This is a genomic window from Vibrio gigantis, from assembly GCF_024347515.1.
GTDB classification, from domain to species: Bacteria; Pseudomonadota; Gammaproteobacteria; order Enterobacterales; family Vibrionaceae; genus Vibrio; species Vibrio gigantis.
On the sequence record NZ_AP025493.1, the window covers coordinates 711,381 to 728,996 of the forward strand.

The window sequence follows — 17,616 nt, forward strand, 5'->3', positions numbered from 1 at the left end:
TTTATTCCTGACATTTCTCTGACATTATCAAATTCCAAGACGATAGAATGCCGGCCTGTTACAAATATTTACAGGTTGAATTGAAATGAAAAACCATTCTAAAACGAAAGAGCAAACTCACATGTCTTTTGAACTCCCTGAGTTCACCCTTTCTCAATCGACCTCTCAAGTGATCTACAAGCGTTGTCAAACAGCACTGGTAGTATTAGCAATTGGTATAATGGTCAACCTAGCAATCCGCATTGATTTTGTTTTCTTGAATGGCAGTATCGGTGAGAATTCAGTCACTGAAATGCTACAGCAACTTCTTTTAGTCCTCTCCTCTGGCGCATTTACTTTCCTCGCAAAAAAACGTCCTGAGGTAAAACATGCCGCAATGTTAATCAGTGCATTCTTTGCCGTAATGTTTATTCGAGAACTAGATCATTGGTTTGACATGATCGTACATGGCGCTTGGGTTGTTCCTGCCCTATTGGTTGCTGGTAGCGCAATTTTCTATGCGATCAAAAATGGTAAACGAACCATTGACCAGCTTGCGCTTATTCTTGCTTCCCCACACATGAACTTACTAGTAACTGGTGTCATGCTACTGTTGGTGTTCTCTCGCCTATTTGGCATGGGTAGTTTTTGGCATGGCGTAATGGAAGAGCATTATATAAGGAATGTTAAGACCATCGCAGAAGAAGGCACAGAGCTTTTAGCTTACAGTCTGATTGCTTTTGCGAGTTTAAAGACCGTTACTGGCATCACGAGAAATAAATAATCACCTATCGCCACCAGCGATGTGTGTGATCCGATTCCGGGTCTAAATAACGATTCAATAAAGTCAGGTTAGTATCTAGTAGAGCTAGATATTCCCTGACTTTTTTTATGTCACAACCGACTGAAGTCTGTTTGATACAGCGCTCCAATACTGGAAGTAAGCTGTCCACAATTTCACAGTGAGATGCATGCCCGACTAACTCTTTTACGGCTATCAGTGCTTCCAGTGACAATCTTTCAGGCTCCCGCCTAACCGACTCCAAATCTCGCTCAAATACACCCGCACAAACACCTTCAAGATACACTCGATAGGTCGTCAGTACATCCATCAATAAAAATAATTGCCCTTGAGGACTTTGGTGAGGATATGGCACCGCGACATGAGCATCCAACTTCCGGTCTATCTGTAACTCGACGCCGAGTGCTGAGCACTTCTCGACTAGAACTTTAAGTAGCCCTTGCTCGTCCATTAACGATTGAATCTCGAATATACGCTGTAAGTGGTAGTCATTAGAAACGAATGTCACCTGCACACTCTGCCCATGAGTAAACAGCCCGCTTGCAATCATCTCAGAGGCCAAGTTCCGAATGTTCTCAACAGTGTTGGTCGAATACTGCTCGAGTAACATCGCCCCTAACGGAAACGAGTGTTCTCGCTGATTTTCAAGATTTCTAAAATATTGGTGCATCGCATCGGCTTCAGACAGTGTTTGCCCCTTTGTCACTCCACCACAAAATGCTACGGCGGTTTTCAGATTGGCTTTCACCGCCAGATACTCAACCAAAGCATCAACTCGACTGACTCCTTCATCAGTCAATTTATTCTCATTAAGTCGCTTACCCAGCACAATAAGGAGGTGATTAATGCTCATTTTATGTTCAAGTCTCGTTTTGGCGATTAGATGGAGTGAATTATGTATACAATACTTGTTAACAAAAGTATTTTGAAATTCTTATATGTTGCTCGCAATAATGCTCACTATTGATAGCGACATCTTAGCTAATACAAGAATAGACGTGTCGCTTTTAAAGCAAACATAGCACGCTCTTGTATTTCATCGCTCTATGCTTATTAGCATTAGTCGATAAAAGAGCCCTTTCAATCAATGAATACGCTCAATCAAGAATCGGTTCACTCAAAGAAGTGACACTAACTAAATACAAATTTTACACAGAGTTCGTTCATCGAACCGTCTTCACAGGAAGTTACTATGCTGTCTATTTTTGATATCTACAAAATTGGGGTTGGGCCGTCCAGTTCCCACACAAATGGACCAATGATCGCTGGGTTTAACTTTACCCAAAAAATTGATGCTCAGCTTAAGCAAGTGAAACGTATTCAAATCGACTTATACGGATCGTTATCATTGACGGGTATTGGTCACCACACAGACAGAGCAACCTTATTAGGTTTGCTAGGTAACCGCCCCGACACCATCAAAATTTCCAGTGCTAACCAAGCAATGCGTAAGGCGATTGAAGGTAAATCTCTATTGGTTAGCGGTAACCATGAAATTCATTTCGATGTAGAAAGCGACCTGCTCTTCCACAAAACGAACCTTCCACTGCATGAGAATGGCATGACTATCTCAGCCTTTGATGCAAGTGACAATCTTCTGGATATGGAAACCTACTACTCGATTGGTGGTGGCTTTATCGCGACCGCTGATGAACTACAAAATGGGAAGCAAGAAGCAGAAACACAAGTTGAGTTCCCCTTCTCTTCTGCTGACCAGTTACTTGAACTATCGGAGCAACAAGGGCTTAGCCTTGGTGGTTTAATCCTGCGCAACGAAGTTTCATTCCAAGATATGGATGTAATTGACCAGAAAGCCGACCAAATTTGGAAGGTGATGTCTCTGTGTATGCAACGTGGCTTTGACACTGAAGGCATTCTTGATGGCGGCCTAGAAGTAACGCGTCGAGCTCCTGCGCTTTTGAAAAAACTGGAAGCGAATGCCTCGATTGAAAACGATCCAATGGAGATCATGGATTGGATTAACCTGTTTGCCTTTGCTGTAAGTGAAGAAAATGCAGCAGGTGGTCAGGTCGTGACATCACCAACCAATGGTGCTGCCGGCGTAATCCCTGCAGTATTGATGTACTACCACCGTTTCATCAAAGAACTAGACACTAAGCAGCTTAAAGACTTCTTGGCAGTCTCTGGCGCTATCGGCATCCTTTACAAAACCAATGCTTCTATTTCTGGCGCTGAAGTGGGTTGTCAAGGTGAGGTTGGTGTATCTTCCTCAATGGCAGCTGCAGGCTTAACTGCCCTACGTGGTGGCAGTAACGAGCAGATCTGTATTGCAGCTGAGATCGCTATGGAACACTCACTGGGCATGACATGTGACCCTATCGGTGGTCTTGTACAAGTACCATGTATTGAACGTAATGCTATGGGCGCAATGAAAGCTATTAATGCATCGCGCATGGCGTTGAAACGTACAAGCAAGTGTCTTATCTCGTTAGACAAGGTTATCGAAACCATGTATCAAACTGGTAAAGATATGAACAAGAAATACCGTGAAACGTCTTTAGGTGGCTTGGCGGTGATTCACATGGCACCACCGTGTGAATAACAGACGAGCACACGAGTGGAGAAAGCCTCTTTAGAGATGGCATTCTTGTAAACTTAGTTTTCAATATCAAAATACAGCCAGCTGCCAAGCTGGCTTTTTTATTGGCGAGAACCCAACCGTTAACTAAAAGTGATACCCACTTAAAAGTTATTACCAGATGGCTTTCGCTAAATTTCTCTTTAATAGTTCATTACTTAACCACAAATGAAGGTGGCTAATTTTCACGCAGCCAAGCATCCACTAGCAAAATCTAACATTGCAAATTTCATTCATGAGAAATATGAATGTACTCATAAGAAAAGATATATCGCGCAAAGTCCGGTTTGGGATAGATGTTTCAGTTTATGTATTACTAGCAATGGTATTATAATTGGGTAATTACACTACATATTAATACTAATGTGAGAATAAAATAATGTGGAATAGATTAAACAAATCAATGATGTTCTGCCAAATGATGTTTGGACTTTCGTTCTATGGCGTCATGGTGATCTTGACTCGTTTCTTCCTTGAAGACCTGAACTACAATGAAGCTGACACCATGATGGTCGTTGGTGCTTTCTCTGCAATCGGACCACTGTTTGCTATCGCAGGTGGCTTCATCGCCGACAAATTTTTAGGTGCTTACCGTTCTTTAACCATTGCCTTTTTAGGCTTCGCAAGTGGTTATGTTTTACTGGTACTCGGTGCAGCGGCAACCAATGTTCCTATGGCATTATGCGGTATCGCTTTAGCAAGTTATGCACGTGGTTTGATGTCTCCTTCTTACCCAAGTCTTTACAAACGCACGTTCAAAACTCAAGAAGATTTTGAAAACTGCTACCCTATCAACTACTCAGTAAACAACATTGGTGCTCTGCTAGGTCAATACCTGTTCCCAATGCTAGTGCTTGTTGTTGGTTTCCACGGCGGTTTCCTTCTTTCAGCTGTTCTAGCAGGCGCTGCGCTTCTAATGATGATCTTTGTTCGCAAGGGCCTTGTTGAAGCAAGTGCAGAGATCGATCAACAACCAGTAAGCGCGAAAAACTGGGCAGCGTTCCTTGGTCTTTCTACCGCTATGATTGGCTTGGTATTCTTCATGTTCTCTAACATGGATATTGGCCAAAACATCGTATACGCAATTGGCGGTGCAGCAATCGTCTACTTTGTTTCTTTGATGTTGAAATCGAAGAAATCAGACATGCTGAAAATGGGCACTATCTTAATCATCACATTCCTTACCACCTGTTTCTTCGTCTACTACGGTCAAATGATGACTTCGATGACAATGGTAGCGATTAACACAATGCGTGGCGATCTGTTTGGCTTCATTCCTGTCGCACCTGAAGCTTCAATGGCAATGAACCCACTATGGTGTATGGTTGCCGGCCCTATCATCGCGGGTATCTTCTCAAACCTAGAAAAGAAAAACATCAACTTCTCTACCGCAACCAAAGTAGGTTTCTCTTTCATCCTAACGGCTATCGCTTTCGGTATCCTTACGATGGCAGTGACCACAGTTGGTGATGATGTTCTGATCCGCCCAGAAATATTCTTAGCGATTCACTTCTTCCTAGCGTTTGGTGAAGTGATTGTAGGCTCCATGGTTGTAGCCTTCATCCTGTCTGTGGCACCTAAGCACATCGAGAACTTCTCTGTAAGTTTGTTCTCTGTTGCTATCGCACTATCAGGCATTGTTGGTGCCGTATTCTCAACGTCTATTGCACTAGAAAAAGGTCAGGAAATCACACAAGAGATCGTACAAACGGTTTACGGTGACTACTTCCAAATGCTAACTGTTCTTGCAGTGGTGATGGTAGGTATCGCAATGGCTGCATCTTTCATTATTCGTAAGATGCTAGAAGCAGCAAAAGCCGCTGATGAAACCATTCAACTAGAAGAAGCAAACAGCTAAAAGCACTGTTATTCAGCAAGCTATTCATCAAGCCCTTTAGTTTACTAAAGGGCTTTTTTGTTGATAAGAGTTAGCGATATAAGCGGAACAGTTTTGATTAAATTGCACTTGTGTAAATTACAGTAAATGATAATTATTAGTATTGAGTGTTTTCTGGTTCGGGATTATTATGTGGGCATCAAAATCTAAGAGAGCCTTATATGAGCAAGCCTAGTCCTATCACATTAACCGTTACTCAAACCTCAACCATTACTCCAAACATGCAGCGTATTACGTTTAGCGGTGAGGGATTAAGTAAGTACCCAGCTGAATGTGTAGGCGGCTATATCAAGCTTCTATTCTCACCGCTCGGCACCACCGACTTGAGCCAGCTGAACGAAGGCGAGCGGCCAACCATGCGCACCTACACCATTCGTCACTACAACCCTGTAGAAAAATTTATCGAAGTCGATTTCGTTCGCCATATCACTAAAGATTTGCAATGTGGCTTTGCTGCGAGATGGGCAATGAACGCACAAGTAGGTGACACGATTTCAGTGGCTGGTCCTGGTTTAATTCAAGGACTGAACCTTGAGTCGGATTGGTTCTTCTTAGTGGCAGATATGACCTCACTTCCTGCACTTTCCGCAAAGGTAAAAACACTTCCAGAAGACGCAGCAGGTCACGCTGTTATTCAGATCAATTCAGCGGCAGACAAGCAAATACTTGAAGCCCCTGAAGGCATCAAGATCACTTGGTTAATTGAAGATCAAACGTCAGAAACTCTATCCCAAACGGTTCGCAGCTTAACGTGGTTAGACGGGCAGGTTTCAGTATGGACGGCGTGTGAATTTGAAAGCATGCGCGAACTGAGACAATACTTCCGCAACGAAAAAGAAGTGGCGAAAGAGAACATCTACATCAGCAGCTACTGGAAACGTGGTGTCAGTGAAGATGGGCATAAGGTTATCAAACAACAAGATGCTCAATCACTAGCAGACTAAACCTGCCACCACATAGCCCGTCTTGAGACCAAATATGAAAACACCCTTAACGATCAATACATCGCTAAGGGTGTTTTTTAATCTGATGAGAGCAAACCAAGGAGTGGGACTAAATACTCTCACCCACTTCAATCTCGTAACCAAGATCAAGCTTGGCAATCCAGTCTTTGTTCCCTTTTAAACGCGCCACAACTTGCTGTGCAGCGACTTTACCAATTTGCTCCCTAGGTGTAACCACAGTCGCTAAGCGAGGTGTCATCGCCACTGTGATGTCGTGCCCGTGGAAACCTGCAATCGCCATCTGTTCTGGTACTTGAATACCACGGCGTACACATTCATAGAAAGCACCGATTGCCAAGTCATCGTTCGTGCAGAAAATGCCATTCACTTCAGGGTGCTTCTCAAGTAACTCACCAATCAGTTTAGCGCCGAGAGTAAATGAGGAAGCGTCTTCCGTTTGCAGTGTTACAGGCGTTTTGTCAGCTTCCTGCATCGCATGTTCGTAGCCGGCCATTTTTAAGCGAGTTCGTTCATCCATACGTGCTGCTAAGTAAGCGATATTGGTGCGTTCTCTGTCGAGCATGGTTTTGGTCATCGCTCTAGCCGCCTCGAAGTTATCAAAGCCGACAGCTTGTTCAATTCTTGGTGATACCGAGTCCATAATCTCAATCACAGGAATCGAAGCGGTCTGTAGCATCTTACGCGCTCTATCAGTATGGACATTCTCAGACAGAATAATCGCATCAACATTGTACGAGAGCAGCGAAGCAATACTTTGCTCTTCCAGTTCTGCGCTATAACCATAGTGGGCAATCATGGTTTGATAGCCCGCAGGCGCCGTAACTTGCTCAATGCCACGGATAACTTCGGCAAAAACTTGGTTAGTTAACGAGGGAACGAGAACACCGATAGCATTACTTTTAGCATTGGAAAGGATATCCGGCGCACGATTAGGGATATAACCGAGCTCGTCGACTGCGGCGTTGATCTTGTCTCGTAGCGCTTCTGATACTTGAGAAGAATCTCTAAGACAGCGACTAACGGTCATCTTGGTGACACCAACTAAGTTGGCAACATCTTGTAATGTAGGACGTTTTTTCTTATTCGACATAGTATTTAATTGTTATAGTTATGAATTATGTTACTGGTAACAGTGTATCCGACTGGCGTGGAATTTGAAGTCTAATTTAGTAAAATGTTGATATCGAATCATAATTACAAACGCCCTCAATATGAGGGCGTTTAGCATTATTTAGGCGTTAACTTTAACTTCAGCTCTAGGTGATTGACTCCAAGTGACATGAAACTTTTCCGCTTCATCTCGATCGACTCTAGAGTATGTGTGAGAACCAAAATAGTCCCGTTGCGCTTGCAGTAAATTCGCAGGCAACACTTCACATCGCAGAGAATCAAAGTAGCTCAGTGCAGAGCTAATTCCTGGCATCGGCACACCATACAAAGCTGAGTTAGCAACTGCGATACGCCAAGCAAGCTCACGCTCTTCCACTTGTTTGATGAAAGCCTCATCAAACAACAGGTTCGCTAGCTTACTATTTTGTTGGTAAGCCGATGTGATGCTTTGTAAGAAGGCCGCACGAATGATACAACCCGCTCGCCAAATCTTAGCAATTTGTGTGAAGTCGAGATTCCAGCCTTCTTTGTCGGACGCCGTTTTTAGTAAATCAAAGCCCTGTGCATAAACAGACAGTTTGGCGCAGTAGAGTGCATCATGAAGCTCAGAGATAACCTCCGCTTTATCCAACTGGCTTGTATCAGCAATATTGCCTTTTAGCAGCTGACTACCTTGGACACGTTGTGATTTTTGACCGCTCATCGCACGAGCATAGACCGCCTGCGCTATCGTTGGCGTTGGGCAACCTTCTTGCAAGCTGTTCACCGCAGTCCACAACCCTGTACCTTTTTGCCCTGCTTTATCCAGCACCACATCAACAAATGGCTTTCCGGTAACCGCATCATCTTGCTGAAGAATGTCGGCGCTGATCTCCATTAGGTAACTATTAAGAACCCCCTGATTCCACCGTTCGAAAACCTGACCAATCTCTTGAGCTGGCATTTCCAGAACATCACGCATGAAATGATACACTTCGCAGATGAGCTGCATATCGGCGTACTCAATGCCGTTGTGTACCATCTTAACGTAGTGGCCCGTGCCAGAAGGCCCAACATACGCAGCACACGCCTCGCCCGTTTCAAATTGAGCAACAGGCAAACCGTTCGCGTCGACTTTTGCGGCAATGGCTTCCCACATTGGCTTTACATATTGCCAAGCCGACTGGTCACCACTTGCCATCAGCGCAGGGCCAACACGAGCGCCCTCTTCACCGCCGGAAACTGCGGTACTAAAGAACCGAAGTTTACCTTTGTAATTCTGCTCACGCGTCTCGGTATCTGTCCACAAGCTGTTACCCGTGTCGATAACAATATCGTCGTGATCTAAGCCTGCTTCTAGCAAGTTACTTACCACGATATCAACCGGTTTTCCTGCGGGAACCGACAATGCAATCACACGTGGTTTTGCTAATCCTTGTAGAACATCTTTAAGATTAACACCGCTAGTAAATAGCCCCTTACCTTCAAAGATCTCATTGAGTTTCTTTGCTTCAGCGCTAGCACGCTCAATGTTATCTGTATTGAGGTCAAAGCCTACGACATTAAAGCCATTATCAAGAAGGTTGAGTGCGAGGCTTTTACCCATCACTCCTAAACCAATCATCGCAATGTCATTTTTTATCTGAGTCATGGTTTAGCCTATTTGTTTAATTTGGTTCAGTGCACTTTCGACGACCTGTTCGACATCTTGAGAGATATCAATAAACAACGCTTCGCCTTCATGCGGCTCAACCAAGGTTGCGAATTGGCTTTTCAACATTTCTTGACCATTGAAGTAATGGTTCTCACGCGCTTTATGGCGATTCCAAATGGTGTCAAAGCTACCCTGAAGGTACACAATCACTAAGCCTTCATTGTTCTTTCGTAGAATGTCGCGGTATTGAGGTTTCAATGCAGAACAGGCAATCACAGCACTTGGTTGCTCGATATATTGCTTATTCAGTGTTTCCAGCCATCCTTGACGATCTTCATCAGTTAGCGGAATACCTTGGCGCATTTTTTCTACATTGCTTTGCGGATGGAAGTCATCACCATCAAAGAATTGAAGTTCTAATGCCTGTGCGATGCGGCTACCAATCAGGCTTTTTCCACATCCAGATACGCCCATCACGAGTATTTTTTTGCTTTTCATAAGGCAAGCCTTCCCTAAGCCCCAACCAAAACTGGAGCTGACAATCGAATCTAATAGTTAAACGGGTGTTGCTGTACTTCGGTTCCTGACACTGAATTCGATCAGGAACCTTTACTGTTATTGCCACCAAAGCGCGAGTTGCGGGAAGACGATAACCAAGCCTAAAACCAGTACTTGAAGTGCAATGAACGGCAGTAGTGAAGAGAAAATCTCACCTAAGCTGATGTCTTTTGGTGCTACTGATTTTAAGTAGAACGCCGCAGGACCAAATGGCGGTGACAAGAAAGACACCTGCATGTTCAGACAGAACACAACACCAAACCAAACAGGGTCAAAACCAAGGCCAGTGATGATTGGAACAAAGATCGGCATTGTGAGAAGTGCCACACCTACCCAGTCAAGGAACATGCCTAGTACTAGCAAGATAGCCATCATGATTAACAACGTTACTGTCGCGTTGCCACCACTTAGCGCAAGGATAGTTTCTTCAACAAAATCAATACCGCCCATTAGGTTGTAGATACCAACCAAAGCACTTGCACCGATACCAATCCACATGATCATGCCACAGGTACGCATTGTCGCGATGGCACTATCTTTCAACATGTTGTAGTTCAGCTCGCCACGGATTAGTGCACTGATCATGATGCCAACGACACCCAATGCAGACGCTTCTGTTACTGAAGCGATACCTGTGTAGATACTGCCAAGAACCGTTGCTACAGAAAGCAGTGGGAAGAATAGAGCCTTAAAGTAGCTAGGTTGGTTTGCGATATCTTCTTCTGTTTCATCATCACTTGGAATAGGAGCAAGAGACGGATTTAGCTTACAACGAATCAATACATAGCCGATGTAACAACCCGCTAGGATAAACGCCGGTAAGAACGATGCTTTAAATAAGTCGCCAATTGAAACACTGGCTGTCATACCGTAGATGATCAGTACGATACTTGGTGGAAGCATGGTTCCAAGCGCGCCACCCGCACAGGTTGTACCGATAGCAAGCTTACGGTCATAACCCAAACGAAGCATTTGAGGTAGAGCAAGAATACCAAGCAGTACGGTTTCACCACCGATAACGCCTGACATTGAAGCTAATAGAACAGCCACCAATAAGGTTTGTACCGCAACGCCACCGCGAACCTTACGTCCGACAGATTTCATGGCATCAAACAAATCTCGAGCAATACCAGAACGGTCAAGCAAAGCCGCCATCAATACGAACATTGGAACAGCGAGGAACACATAACCAGAAGCAAAGCTGTAAGTTCGGCTCGCGATCAAAGGCAAGGCATCAGGGCCAAACCAACACAGAGTGAAGAAAATCGCGACAAAACCTGTTACGAAGGCCAACTGCATACCTGTGAGTAGCAAGCCAATCATCATAACCAGCATGAGTAAACTACCCCATGCGATACCAATAGAAGATAAATCAAACATCGTCATTCTTCCTTAGACCCATCAACTCTTGGATTAGGTGCAATACAAACTGGACAACAAGAACACATAAAACGACAAAGATCAGACCTTTTAGCAGCGCAGGATAAGGCGCGTTTAACACTGAGCCCGATGTTTCAAGGCGGAATTCGCCCCATGGTGCAAACCACGCTTCTTCAGCAGTGAAATAAGCCGCGTAAGCAAGCATGCCAGCAAAGGCCAAACCAACAATATGGTGAACAAGATTAAGATATTTACGCGCTTGGTTAGAGACTGAATCGTAGATAAGAACCACACGTACGTGCTTATTTGCAGCAAAAGCGTAAATGCCACCAATAATGAATAAAGAACCACCGATGAAAGAAGCTGTTTCATGTACCCATGTGGTCGGGGCATCAAATGCATAACGCATCACAACTTCGTAAAATGAAATCAATACAGTAAATATAAACAACCAGCTAACGAGATTACTGAACTTTATAATAAGACGGTCAAGTATGTTTCTTGGTTGTTCGTCGTTTTCAGCTGGGGCGTGGGGGATTTTGTCTGTCATGGGCCAAATTTCCTGGGAGAATACGGGAGAGCAATGCCCTCCCCCGTCAGTAAGCTAAGTTTAAGTTACAGTAAGCCGTTTTCTTCTAGGAACACAGTTACTGAATCATAAACTTTCTGTGCGTTCTCAGAACGCTCTGCAAATACTTTCCACTGACCTTTAGCGATTTCACGGAACTTCTTACGTTCTTCTTGAGACCAGTCATGGATAGTAATTTCTGGGTTCGCTTGTGCTTCTTTAACTGCTGCTTGATCAGCCATCTTCAACTGAGTCGTCATGTCATAAGAGAAGTCACGAACTGATGTTTGTAAAATTGTTTGTAGATCAGCAGGCATCTTGTCCCACTTCTTCTGAGAAACAGAGATATCGATCAACGGTAGCGAGTGGAAGCCAGGTTGAACTGGGTGTGTCGCAATGTCGTTCATGCCCGCTTTTTGGTTAGTAGAGAACACTGTGTAGTCTGCAGCATCGATTACGCCTTTGCTTAGACCCGTAAAGACTTCAGAACCCGGCAAGTTAACAGGCGTCGCACCTGCGGCCGCAAACACTTGTTGTACTAGACCTTCAGGCGCACGCAGTTTAAGACCTTTAAGATCCGCTACGCCGTCGATTGGCTTTTTAGAGATAAAAGATTCTACGCCTGTAGTTGAAGCGCCAACGAACTGAACACCGTAAGGCTTGTACAGCTCAGTCATTAACTCGTTACCGCCACCGTAGTTCATGTACTGAAGCAGTTGTGTTGTATCAGACCACGCACCAACCATGTTACCAATAAGGCCAAATGCTGGATCTTTACCAGAGAAGTAACCCGTTGCTGTGATGTGACCATCTAGGATGCCCATTTTGATCGCGCCAAGCGTTTCTGTGTGTTTAACCACAGCGCCTACAGGCAGAAGGTCGATGTCGATGCGTCCGTTAGACATCGTCTCTACACGCTCAGCCCACTTTTGCTGAACCTTGAAGTTCAAATCACCAGATGGATCTGAAGATTGAATCTTAAGTTTAAAGTCTGCAGCCATTGCTGATGTAGCAAATAGGCCAGTGAGGGAAGCAGCAATCAGCGTTTTAGTCAAAGCTTTCATTTGGGTATCCTTATGAGTTTCACAGAGTCCGGTTTGTTGTTATATGTTACCGGTAACGTTAGGATGAATGTTACCGGTAACTTTGCAGCCTTGTCTATGAGAAGGATCACATCTTTAACATTGGTAAAACGTTTGCTATCAATAAGAAAAATGTGGCTGAAAAGTCACATTATAGGTTGGAAGCATGATTTAATTTATTTTTAAATCAGTGAGATAACTAGACCAGCAATGATAAAAACAACGCCTACACCGCGAGTGGCGTGCCACTTTTCCTTTAAAAAGTAGATCCCCATCACAACACCGAAGATGATGCTTACTTGCCGAAGTGCGACAACCAAGCTGACGTTCTCTGTCATAGTCATTGCAAACAATACCAATCCATAAGTCGACGCCATCATGATGCCAGCAAGTGTTGCTCTTTTACGCAATAACCAAGCGTTATAAAACTCGATTCGTTGATTTGAAACGAGCAACCACAGGCTCAGTGGAAGCACAATCGCCCAGAACTGGATACCCAAGTAGAAAATCGCCGTGTGTTTATTAGTAATACTAGGCGTGCTTAAAGGCTCCAATAATAGAAGCGCCTCTTTATCAATAATGGAGTAACCCGTGGTGCCTATTGCAGCTATTAACGCCCATAACACGCCAAGGTTAAGATAGGCCTTGAGCGTTAGTTCAGAAAATTGCTTAAGCGGGACGAACAAACAGCCCAATGTAATCAGTGCAAATCCTACCCATTGATTCAGTGACAACTCATAGCCAATCAACACCGTGCCTAAACCAACCATTAACACTGGCAGCGCTCGTGCCATTGGGTAAATCACACCAATATCAGCCTGTTTATAGGCAATGCCTAAGCCGATTAAATAGATAATTTGGCAAATGCCACTCAAGAAGAGCAACTGCCAAAATGGAATCGTAATGTTTGCATAGCCGACGCTGTAGCCATACCAAATCAAATAGGGAGTCAGAATCACGGCAGCGGCAAAACCAGACGCTAGGAAGAAAGACGAGCCCGAACCTTGATTAGATTTACCTAGAACATTCCACCCCGCATGCAGCAGAGCCGAAATTATCACAATGATGATGGCAGAGAATTCCATTTCATTCCTAACTTATTGACTAATAAAAGCAGTCGCTGAAAACAGGGGATAAAAAAGGCCTCCAAGTAAGAGACCTTTGATCGTTTCAATTGGGCAAGACTAACAAGTTGTATGTGTGCCAGCTTTTTAACGTACGACTAGCGCTCTAGTTGGGCTATCGACTCAATACTGATCGCGTCGTGGCGCCAATACTCAATATCGCAGTCAATCAAATCGCCGTTTTGGTTGTAGTTAACACGTTCGACAACCATAGCTGGGGAGCCAGACGTGGCACGTAGAGCTTGCGCTGTTTCGCCAAGCAAAGACGTTGTGCTCACTCGGTAACGGATCTTCTGATAGACCACACCAAAATGTTCACGGTAAATGTCCGTCAGTGATTTCGATAAATCATGTTCAAGTAAGTTAGGGAACAACTCTGGTCGAATGTAATTTGTCACATACACAACGGGCCTATCTTCAAGGTACCGAACTCTGTCTACTCGATAAACATCTGAGAAAGGTTGCAACTCAAGAAGCTTAGTCGCTTCCTTGGTCGCTAACATGCCTTTCGCGGCCACCAACTCTGTTTTCGGCTTACGATTTTGCGACAACGCCATATTGGTGAAGTTTAGTGTTTGTGTTGGATCATAGCGAAGCGGCTCTGGAGAGATAAACCAACCACGTCGGTCTTCTCGAAAAATGCGCCCTTCCGCTTCAAGTGAAGACAAAGCTTCACGTAAGGTAACTCGAGTCGTATCAAACGACTCGGCCAGCTTACGTTCCGCAGGCAACTTCTGTCGTGGCGTTAACATCCCCGACTCTATCTGCTCTACGATGACATCTTTGATTTTTACGTACTGCACTTCATTTCCTTTCATTCTTGTTCTTGTCGTCAGCCACTCCTTGGCCAACTGCACTATAAATGGTTCGCTAGCGTTTACGCCAAGCTTGGGTGCGCTTCTCGAATAACTTGTTGATTAGCATATGAATCAACTTAGCGCTCGCCGCGGATATCATGATCATTACCGCCATGGCTGCTGCTGCACCAGTTTGACCTGCATCATCCATATTCAATACTGAAACTGATGCTGGGATCGTATTGGTAGAATACAAGAATACTACCGCAGATGTGGTGGTAAGTGCATTAATAAACAGGTATGTCGCAATATCTAAAATCGCCGGCAGACAAACAGGCACCGTCACCTTAAAGAACAACTTGTATTGAGGTAGGTTTACCGAAGCCGCCGTTGCTTCAATTTCTGAAGGCAGCTGTTTTAATGCGGTTAACGCTGTCATGTGCCCTACCGTGTAGTAGTGAACCACGGTGTTTATCACCAAGAACGCCATCGTTCCATACAAGAAGTTAAGTGGATTGCTCAAGTCATTGAAGTAGAAGATATAGCCCAAACCCAACACCATGCCCGGAACAGCCATTGGCACAACACTAAGCATCTGCATTGCCTGACGAACCGGTCCAAATGCTCTGCCCTTCTCAATGCAATACGCACCAAGGAAAATCAAAACAGTGCCAATAACCGCAGTCCAGCCACCAAGGGTTAAAGAGTTGAAAAATGGCGTCCAACCATAGGTACTCATTTCTGCGAAGTTATAATTGTTTAGCGTTAACGCCTTGTTCCAAGGCCAAAACGTGACCATAGAACCGTATATCGCCATGCCCAGCACGATAACCACAGCAGCAGAGATGACAGTGCAATAAAGGAAACATGCACCATCACGCAGGGTGTTTGGTTCTGGTTGGTAAGCCACAGAGCGGGTATCAAACAAGCTCTTTTGCTTCTTTTGCACCCAGCGATCAACGGTAAAGGCTAACAATGCAGGCAACAGCAGTAAGATACTGGTCACCGCACCCATAGAAAAATTCTGCTGTCCTACCACCTGTTTAAAAATATCCGTCGACAAAACATTGTAGCTACCACCAATCACCTTCGGGACACCAAAATCACAAACCACCAGCGTAAACACAACGATCAAGGTGCTGATCAAGCCGTATTTTGCCGCAGGTAACGTTACCATAAAGAAGGTTTTTAACGATGAAGTATTGAGTGCACGTGCTGCCTCATACAAACGAGCATCCGAGGTCCTTAACGAGGTGGTCAGAATCATCAAGGCGTGTGGAAACGTCCAGAATATCAAGCCAAGTGAGATACCAATCAAGCCATATACCGAGTTGCCACCTAGGACTTCTTTCGCGATACCTTGATTACCGAACAAAAAGATCAAACTAATAGCAGGAAGCAGTGACGGAGCAAGAATTGGTGCCGAACCCAGCACCTGAAATAACCCTTTAAAGGGCATGCACGAACGAGTCAAAGCATAGGCATAGCCGAATGCTAATACGCCAACAACAACAGTTACTAGCAACCCGAGCGTGAACGTATTGCCTACCGACTGCCACAGACTTTGAGACGCAAAATACGTTGCGAAATTCTGTAAACCTACAAATTGCCCATCTGCGTTCTGAACACTCTTTTTCAACATTGCCCACAGTGGCATCAGGATAAACAACGTCATGACCACAGACAAAAAGGCCAACAGCCCAAATAGAATTACGTTGTCTTTGCTTAACCGAGCTAGAAAAGGCTGTACTCGTCGTTGAATTAGCAGCTTAGATTGCATCATTTGAGTCGATTCCATGATTGTTTACGCCGCCTCGTCTTTCATCACTTGCAAGCTTTTCGAGGAATAAGCTCTAAGGCCTTCTTGATCAAACGCCACGTAACGAATATCACTACGACGCAGCTTCAATCGGTTAAATTCTTTGACTGGGACATCGACGATGATCTCCTTCGCCGTTGAATCATGCTGCAGTTCACACTCAACACGATAAAACGCCCCTAGAAATTCACTAGATACAATTCTCACGGGTAATGACTCACTAAAACGATCAACAAACTGAATTTGTTCTGGACGCACTGCAATATCAAACACGTCCCCCTGCTTTGGTGTCAGGTTGTCTAAGCCAGGAAGTGGCAACATAGACTCAGCAATACGCATCTTGCCTTGAGCCGCAACAGAAGCTTGAATAAAGTTCATGCTGCCAACAAACTCAGCCACAAAACGGCTGACTGGTTTTTGGTAAATCTCTTGGGGAGCACCTACTTGCTCGATAACACCATGATTCATAACCACAATGCGGTCGGCCATCGTTAAGGCTTCATCTTGGTCGTGCGTCACCATGATAGTGGTGATACCCAACTTGCGTTGCAGTTGACAGATCTCATCGCGCAGGTGTGTTCGTACTTTTGCATCAAGTGCAGACAGCGGTTCATCGAGTAATAATAAGCCTGGAGACAGCGCTAACGCGCGAGCCAAAGCCACACGCTGCTGTTGCCCACCAGACAGTTGATTTGGGAATTTCTGCCCCGACGTTGGTAAGCCGATGGTTTCTAACCAAGATTCCACCGTTTCAAGGGCTTCTTTGGTCGACATACCTTGGTTTTTAAGGCCAATCGCGATGTTTTCTTCCACAGTGAGATTCGGAAATAAAGCGTAGGATTGGAACACAATGCCAAAGTCGCGCTTTTCTGGTGGCAAGAAGGTCGTGTCATTACCATTTTGCTCAATAGAGCCTGAAGTTGGTAAATCTAAACCTGCAATCGCACGCAATAAGGTGGTTTTTCCACAGCCAGACGGGCCAAGGAAACAGACGAACTCGCCTTTATCTATGGATAAGGAAATGTCTTTTAGCGCTGTAAATTGGCCAAATTGCTTTACAACGTTTTCAATATTCAAATAAGTTTGGTTGCTCATACTACAGCACTCTCTATATGGTATACACCAAATTTAAACTGAGAATATTGCATTTGAGTGACAAATTTATAGAAGCTAAATGACAGTTATATTGCAGATATAATAAGCATTAAAGATTATTATTTGTTCAGCATTGAAAGTTAACTCGATGCTGAAAGCCCTCAATGACTAACCAAAAAAGTCACTGAGAGCCTTGGTATGTGTTTCA

The 17,616-nt window shown here is 44.4% G+C and carries 15 protein-coding genes; 4 read left to right on the forward strand and 11 right to left on the reverse strand.

The window, feature by feature from the left end:
- Positions 1–85: 85 nt before the first annotated feature.
- Positions 86–763 carry a hypothetical protein gene (locus OCV56_RS19280; protein ID WP_086712628.1) on the forward strand — a complete coding sequence of 226 codons (678 nt, stop codon included), beginning with the start codon at positions 86–88 and terminating at the stop codon, positions 761–763.
- 4 nt (positions 764–767) lie between these two features.
- Here OCV56_RS19280 and OCV56_RS19285 read toward each other — a convergent pair whose 3' ends face one another.
- Positions 768–1,634 carry a YdcF family protein gene (locus tag OCV56_RS19285; RefSeq protein ID WP_086712627.1) on the reverse strand — a complete coding sequence of 289 codons (867 nt, stop codon included), beginning with the start codon at positions 1,632–1,634 and terminating at the stop codon, positions 768–770.
- Between the two features lie 339 nt (positions 1,635–1,973).
- Here OCV56_RS19285 and OCV56_RS19290 point away from each other — a divergent pair, with 339 nt between their 5' ends.
- The 3 genes from OCV56_RS19290 (at position 1,974) to OCV56_RS19300 (ending at position 6,221) form a co-directional block, all read left to right on the forward strand.
- Complete coding sequence (locus OCV56_RS19290; protein WP_086712626.1) at positions 1,974–3,344, forward strand: L-serine ammonia-lyase; 1,371 nt, start codon at positions 1,974–1,976, stop codon at positions 3,342–3,344.
- Between the two features lie 415 nt (positions 3,345–3,759).
- Entirely contained in the window at positions 3,760–5,238 is a 1,479-nt protein-coding gene (locus tag OCV56_RS19295) for a peptide MFS transporter (RefSeq protein WP_086712625.1), read from the forward strand.
- Between the two features lie 200 nt (positions 5,239–5,438).
- Positions 5,439–6,221 carry a siderophore-interacting protein gene (locus OCV56_RS19300; protein WP_086712624.1) on the forward strand — a complete coding sequence of 261 codons (783 nt, stop codon included), beginning with the start codon at positions 5,439–5,441 and terminating at the stop codon, positions 6,219–6,221.
- A 109-nt stretch (positions 6,222–6,330) separates the two neighbouring features.
- On the opposite strand, the gene gntR is transcribed toward OCV56_RS19300, so the two are convergent.
- The 10 genes from gntR to OCV56_RS19350 all read right to left on the reverse strand — a co-directional run bounded on the left by gntR (position 6,331) and on the right by OCV56_RS19350 (position 17,408).
- Entirely contained in the window at positions 6,331–7,332 is a 1,002-nt protein-coding gene (gntR, locus tag OCV56_RS19305; protein WP_086712623.1) for a gluconate operon transcriptional repressor GntR, read from the reverse strand.
- Between the two features lie 141 nt (positions 7,333–7,473).
- Complete coding sequence (gene gndA, locus OCV56_RS19310; RefSeq protein WP_086712622.1) at positions 7,474–8,982, reverse strand: NADP-dependent phosphogluconate dehydrogenase; 1,509 nt, start codon at positions 8,980–8,982, stop codon at positions 7,474–7,476.
- Positions 8,983–8,985: 3 nt separating this feature from the next.
- Positions 8,986–9,483 (reverse strand): gluconokinase, encoded by a 498-nt coding sequence (locus OCV56_RS19315; RefSeq protein ID WP_086712621.1) that lies wholly within the window; start codon positions 9,481–9,483, stop codon positions 8,986–8,988.
- A gap of 117 nt (positions 9,484–9,600) precedes the next feature.
- A complete protein-coding gene (locus tag OCV56_RS19320; RefSeq protein WP_086712620.1) occupies positions 9,601–10,923 on the reverse strand; it encodes a TRAP transporter large permease in 1,323 nt (440 codons plus the stop codon).
- The gene (locus OCV56_RS19325; RefSeq protein ID WP_060981576.1) at positions 10,916–11,473 is read right to left on the reverse strand and encodes a TRAP transporter small permease subunit; all 558 of its coding nucleotides are present in this window, start codon (positions 11,471–11,473) and stop codon (positions 10,916–10,918) included. Before OCV56_RS19325 ends, OCV56_RS19320 begins: the two co-directional genes overlap by 8 nt.
- Before the next feature lie 65 nt (positions 11,474–11,538).
- Entirely contained in the window at positions 11,539–12,555 is a 1,017-nt protein-coding gene (locus OCV56_RS19330) for a TRAP transporter substrate-binding protein (protein ID WP_086712619.1), read from the reverse strand.
- Between the two features lie 200 nt (positions 12,556–12,755).
- Entirely contained in the window at positions 12,756–13,658 is a 903-nt protein-coding gene (locus tag OCV56_RS19335; protein WP_086712618.1) for an EamA family transporter, read from the reverse strand.
- A 137-nt stretch (positions 13,659–13,795) separates the two neighbouring features.
- A complete protein-coding gene (gene phnR, locus OCV56_RS19340) occupies positions 13,796–14,500 on the reverse strand; it encodes a phosphonate utilization transcriptional regulator PhnR (protein WP_086712765.1) in 705 nt (234 codons plus the stop codon).
- Positions 14,501–14,567: 67 nt separating this feature from the next.
- On the reverse strand, positions 14,568–16,277 hold the full coding sequence (locus OCV56_RS19345; RefSeq protein ID WP_373959772.1) for a putative 2-aminoethylphosphonate ABC transporter permease subunit: 1,710 nt from the start codon (positions 16,275–16,277) through the stop codon (positions 14,568–14,570).
- 21 nt (positions 16,278–16,298) lie between these two features.
- Positions 16,299–17,408: a putative 2-aminoethylphosphonate ABC transporter ATP-binding protein gene (locus OCV56_RS19350; RefSeq protein WP_086712616.1), complete on the reverse strand. Its 1,110-nt coding sequence runs from the start codon at positions 17,406–17,408 to the stop codon at positions 16,299–16,301.
- Between the last annotated feature and the right edge of the window lie 208 nt (positions 17,409–17,616).

What these genes read in the sequence shown, in the direction of transcription:
- OCV56_RS19280 (WP_086712628.1), top strand. Translation starts at nt 86, where the DNA reads ATGAAAAACCATTCTAAAACGAAAGAGCAAACTCACATGTCTTTTGAA.
- OCV56_RS19295 (WP_086712625.1), top strand. Translation starts at nt 3,760, where the DNA reads ATGTGGAATAGATTAAACAAATCAATGATGTTCTGCCAAATGATGTTT.
- OCV56_RS19345 (WP_373959772.1), bottom strand. Translation starts at nt 16,277, where the DNA reads ATGATGCAATCTAAGCTGCTAATTCAACGACGAGTACAGCCTTTTCTA.
- OCV56_RS19315 (WP_086712621.1), bottom strand. Translation starts at nt 9,483, where the DNA reads ATGAAAAGCAAAAAAATACTCGTGATGGGCGTATCTGGATGTGGAAAA.
- OCV56_RS19285 (WP_086712627.1), bottom strand. Translation starts at nt 1,634, where the DNA reads ATGAGCATTAATCACCTCCTTATTGTGCTGGGTAAGCGACTTAATGAG.
- gndA (WP_086712622.1), bottom strand. Translation starts at nt 8,982, where the DNA reads ATGACTCAGATAAAAAATGACATTGCGATGATTGGTTTAGGAGTGATG.
- gntR (WP_086712623.1), bottom strand. Translation starts at nt 7,332, where the DNA reads ATGTCGAATAAGAAAAAACGTCCTACATTACAAGATGTTGCCAACTTA.
- OCV56_RS19290 (WP_086712626.1), top strand. Translation starts at nt 1,974, where the DNA reads ATGCTGTCTATTTTTGATATCTACAAAATTGGGGTTGGGCCGTCCAGT.
- OCV56_RS19300 (WP_086712624.1), top strand. Translation starts at nt 5,439, where the DNA reads ATGAGCAAGCCTAGTCCTATCACATTAACCGTTACTCAAACCTCAACC.
- OCV56_RS19325 (WP_060981576.1), bottom strand. Translation starts at nt 11,473, where the DNA reads ATGACAGACAAAATCCCCCACGCCCCAGCTGAAAACGACGAACAACCA.
- OCV56_RS19350 (WP_086712616.1), bottom strand. Translation starts at nt 17,408, where the DNA reads ATGAGCAACCAAACTTATTTGAATATTGAAAACGTTGTAAAGCAATTT.
- OCV56_RS19335 (WP_086712618.1), bottom strand. Translation starts at nt 13,658, where the DNA reads ATGGAATTCTCTGCCATCATCATTGTGATAATTTCGGCTCTGCTGCAT.
- OCV56_RS19320 (WP_086712620.1), bottom strand. Translation starts at nt 10,923, where the DNA reads ATGTTTGATTTATCTTCTATTGGTATCGCATGGGGTAGTTTACTCATG.
- OCV56_RS19330 (WP_086712619.1), bottom strand. Translation starts at nt 12,555, where the DNA reads ATGAAAGCTTTGACTAAAACGCTGATTGCTGCTTCCCTCACTGGCCTA.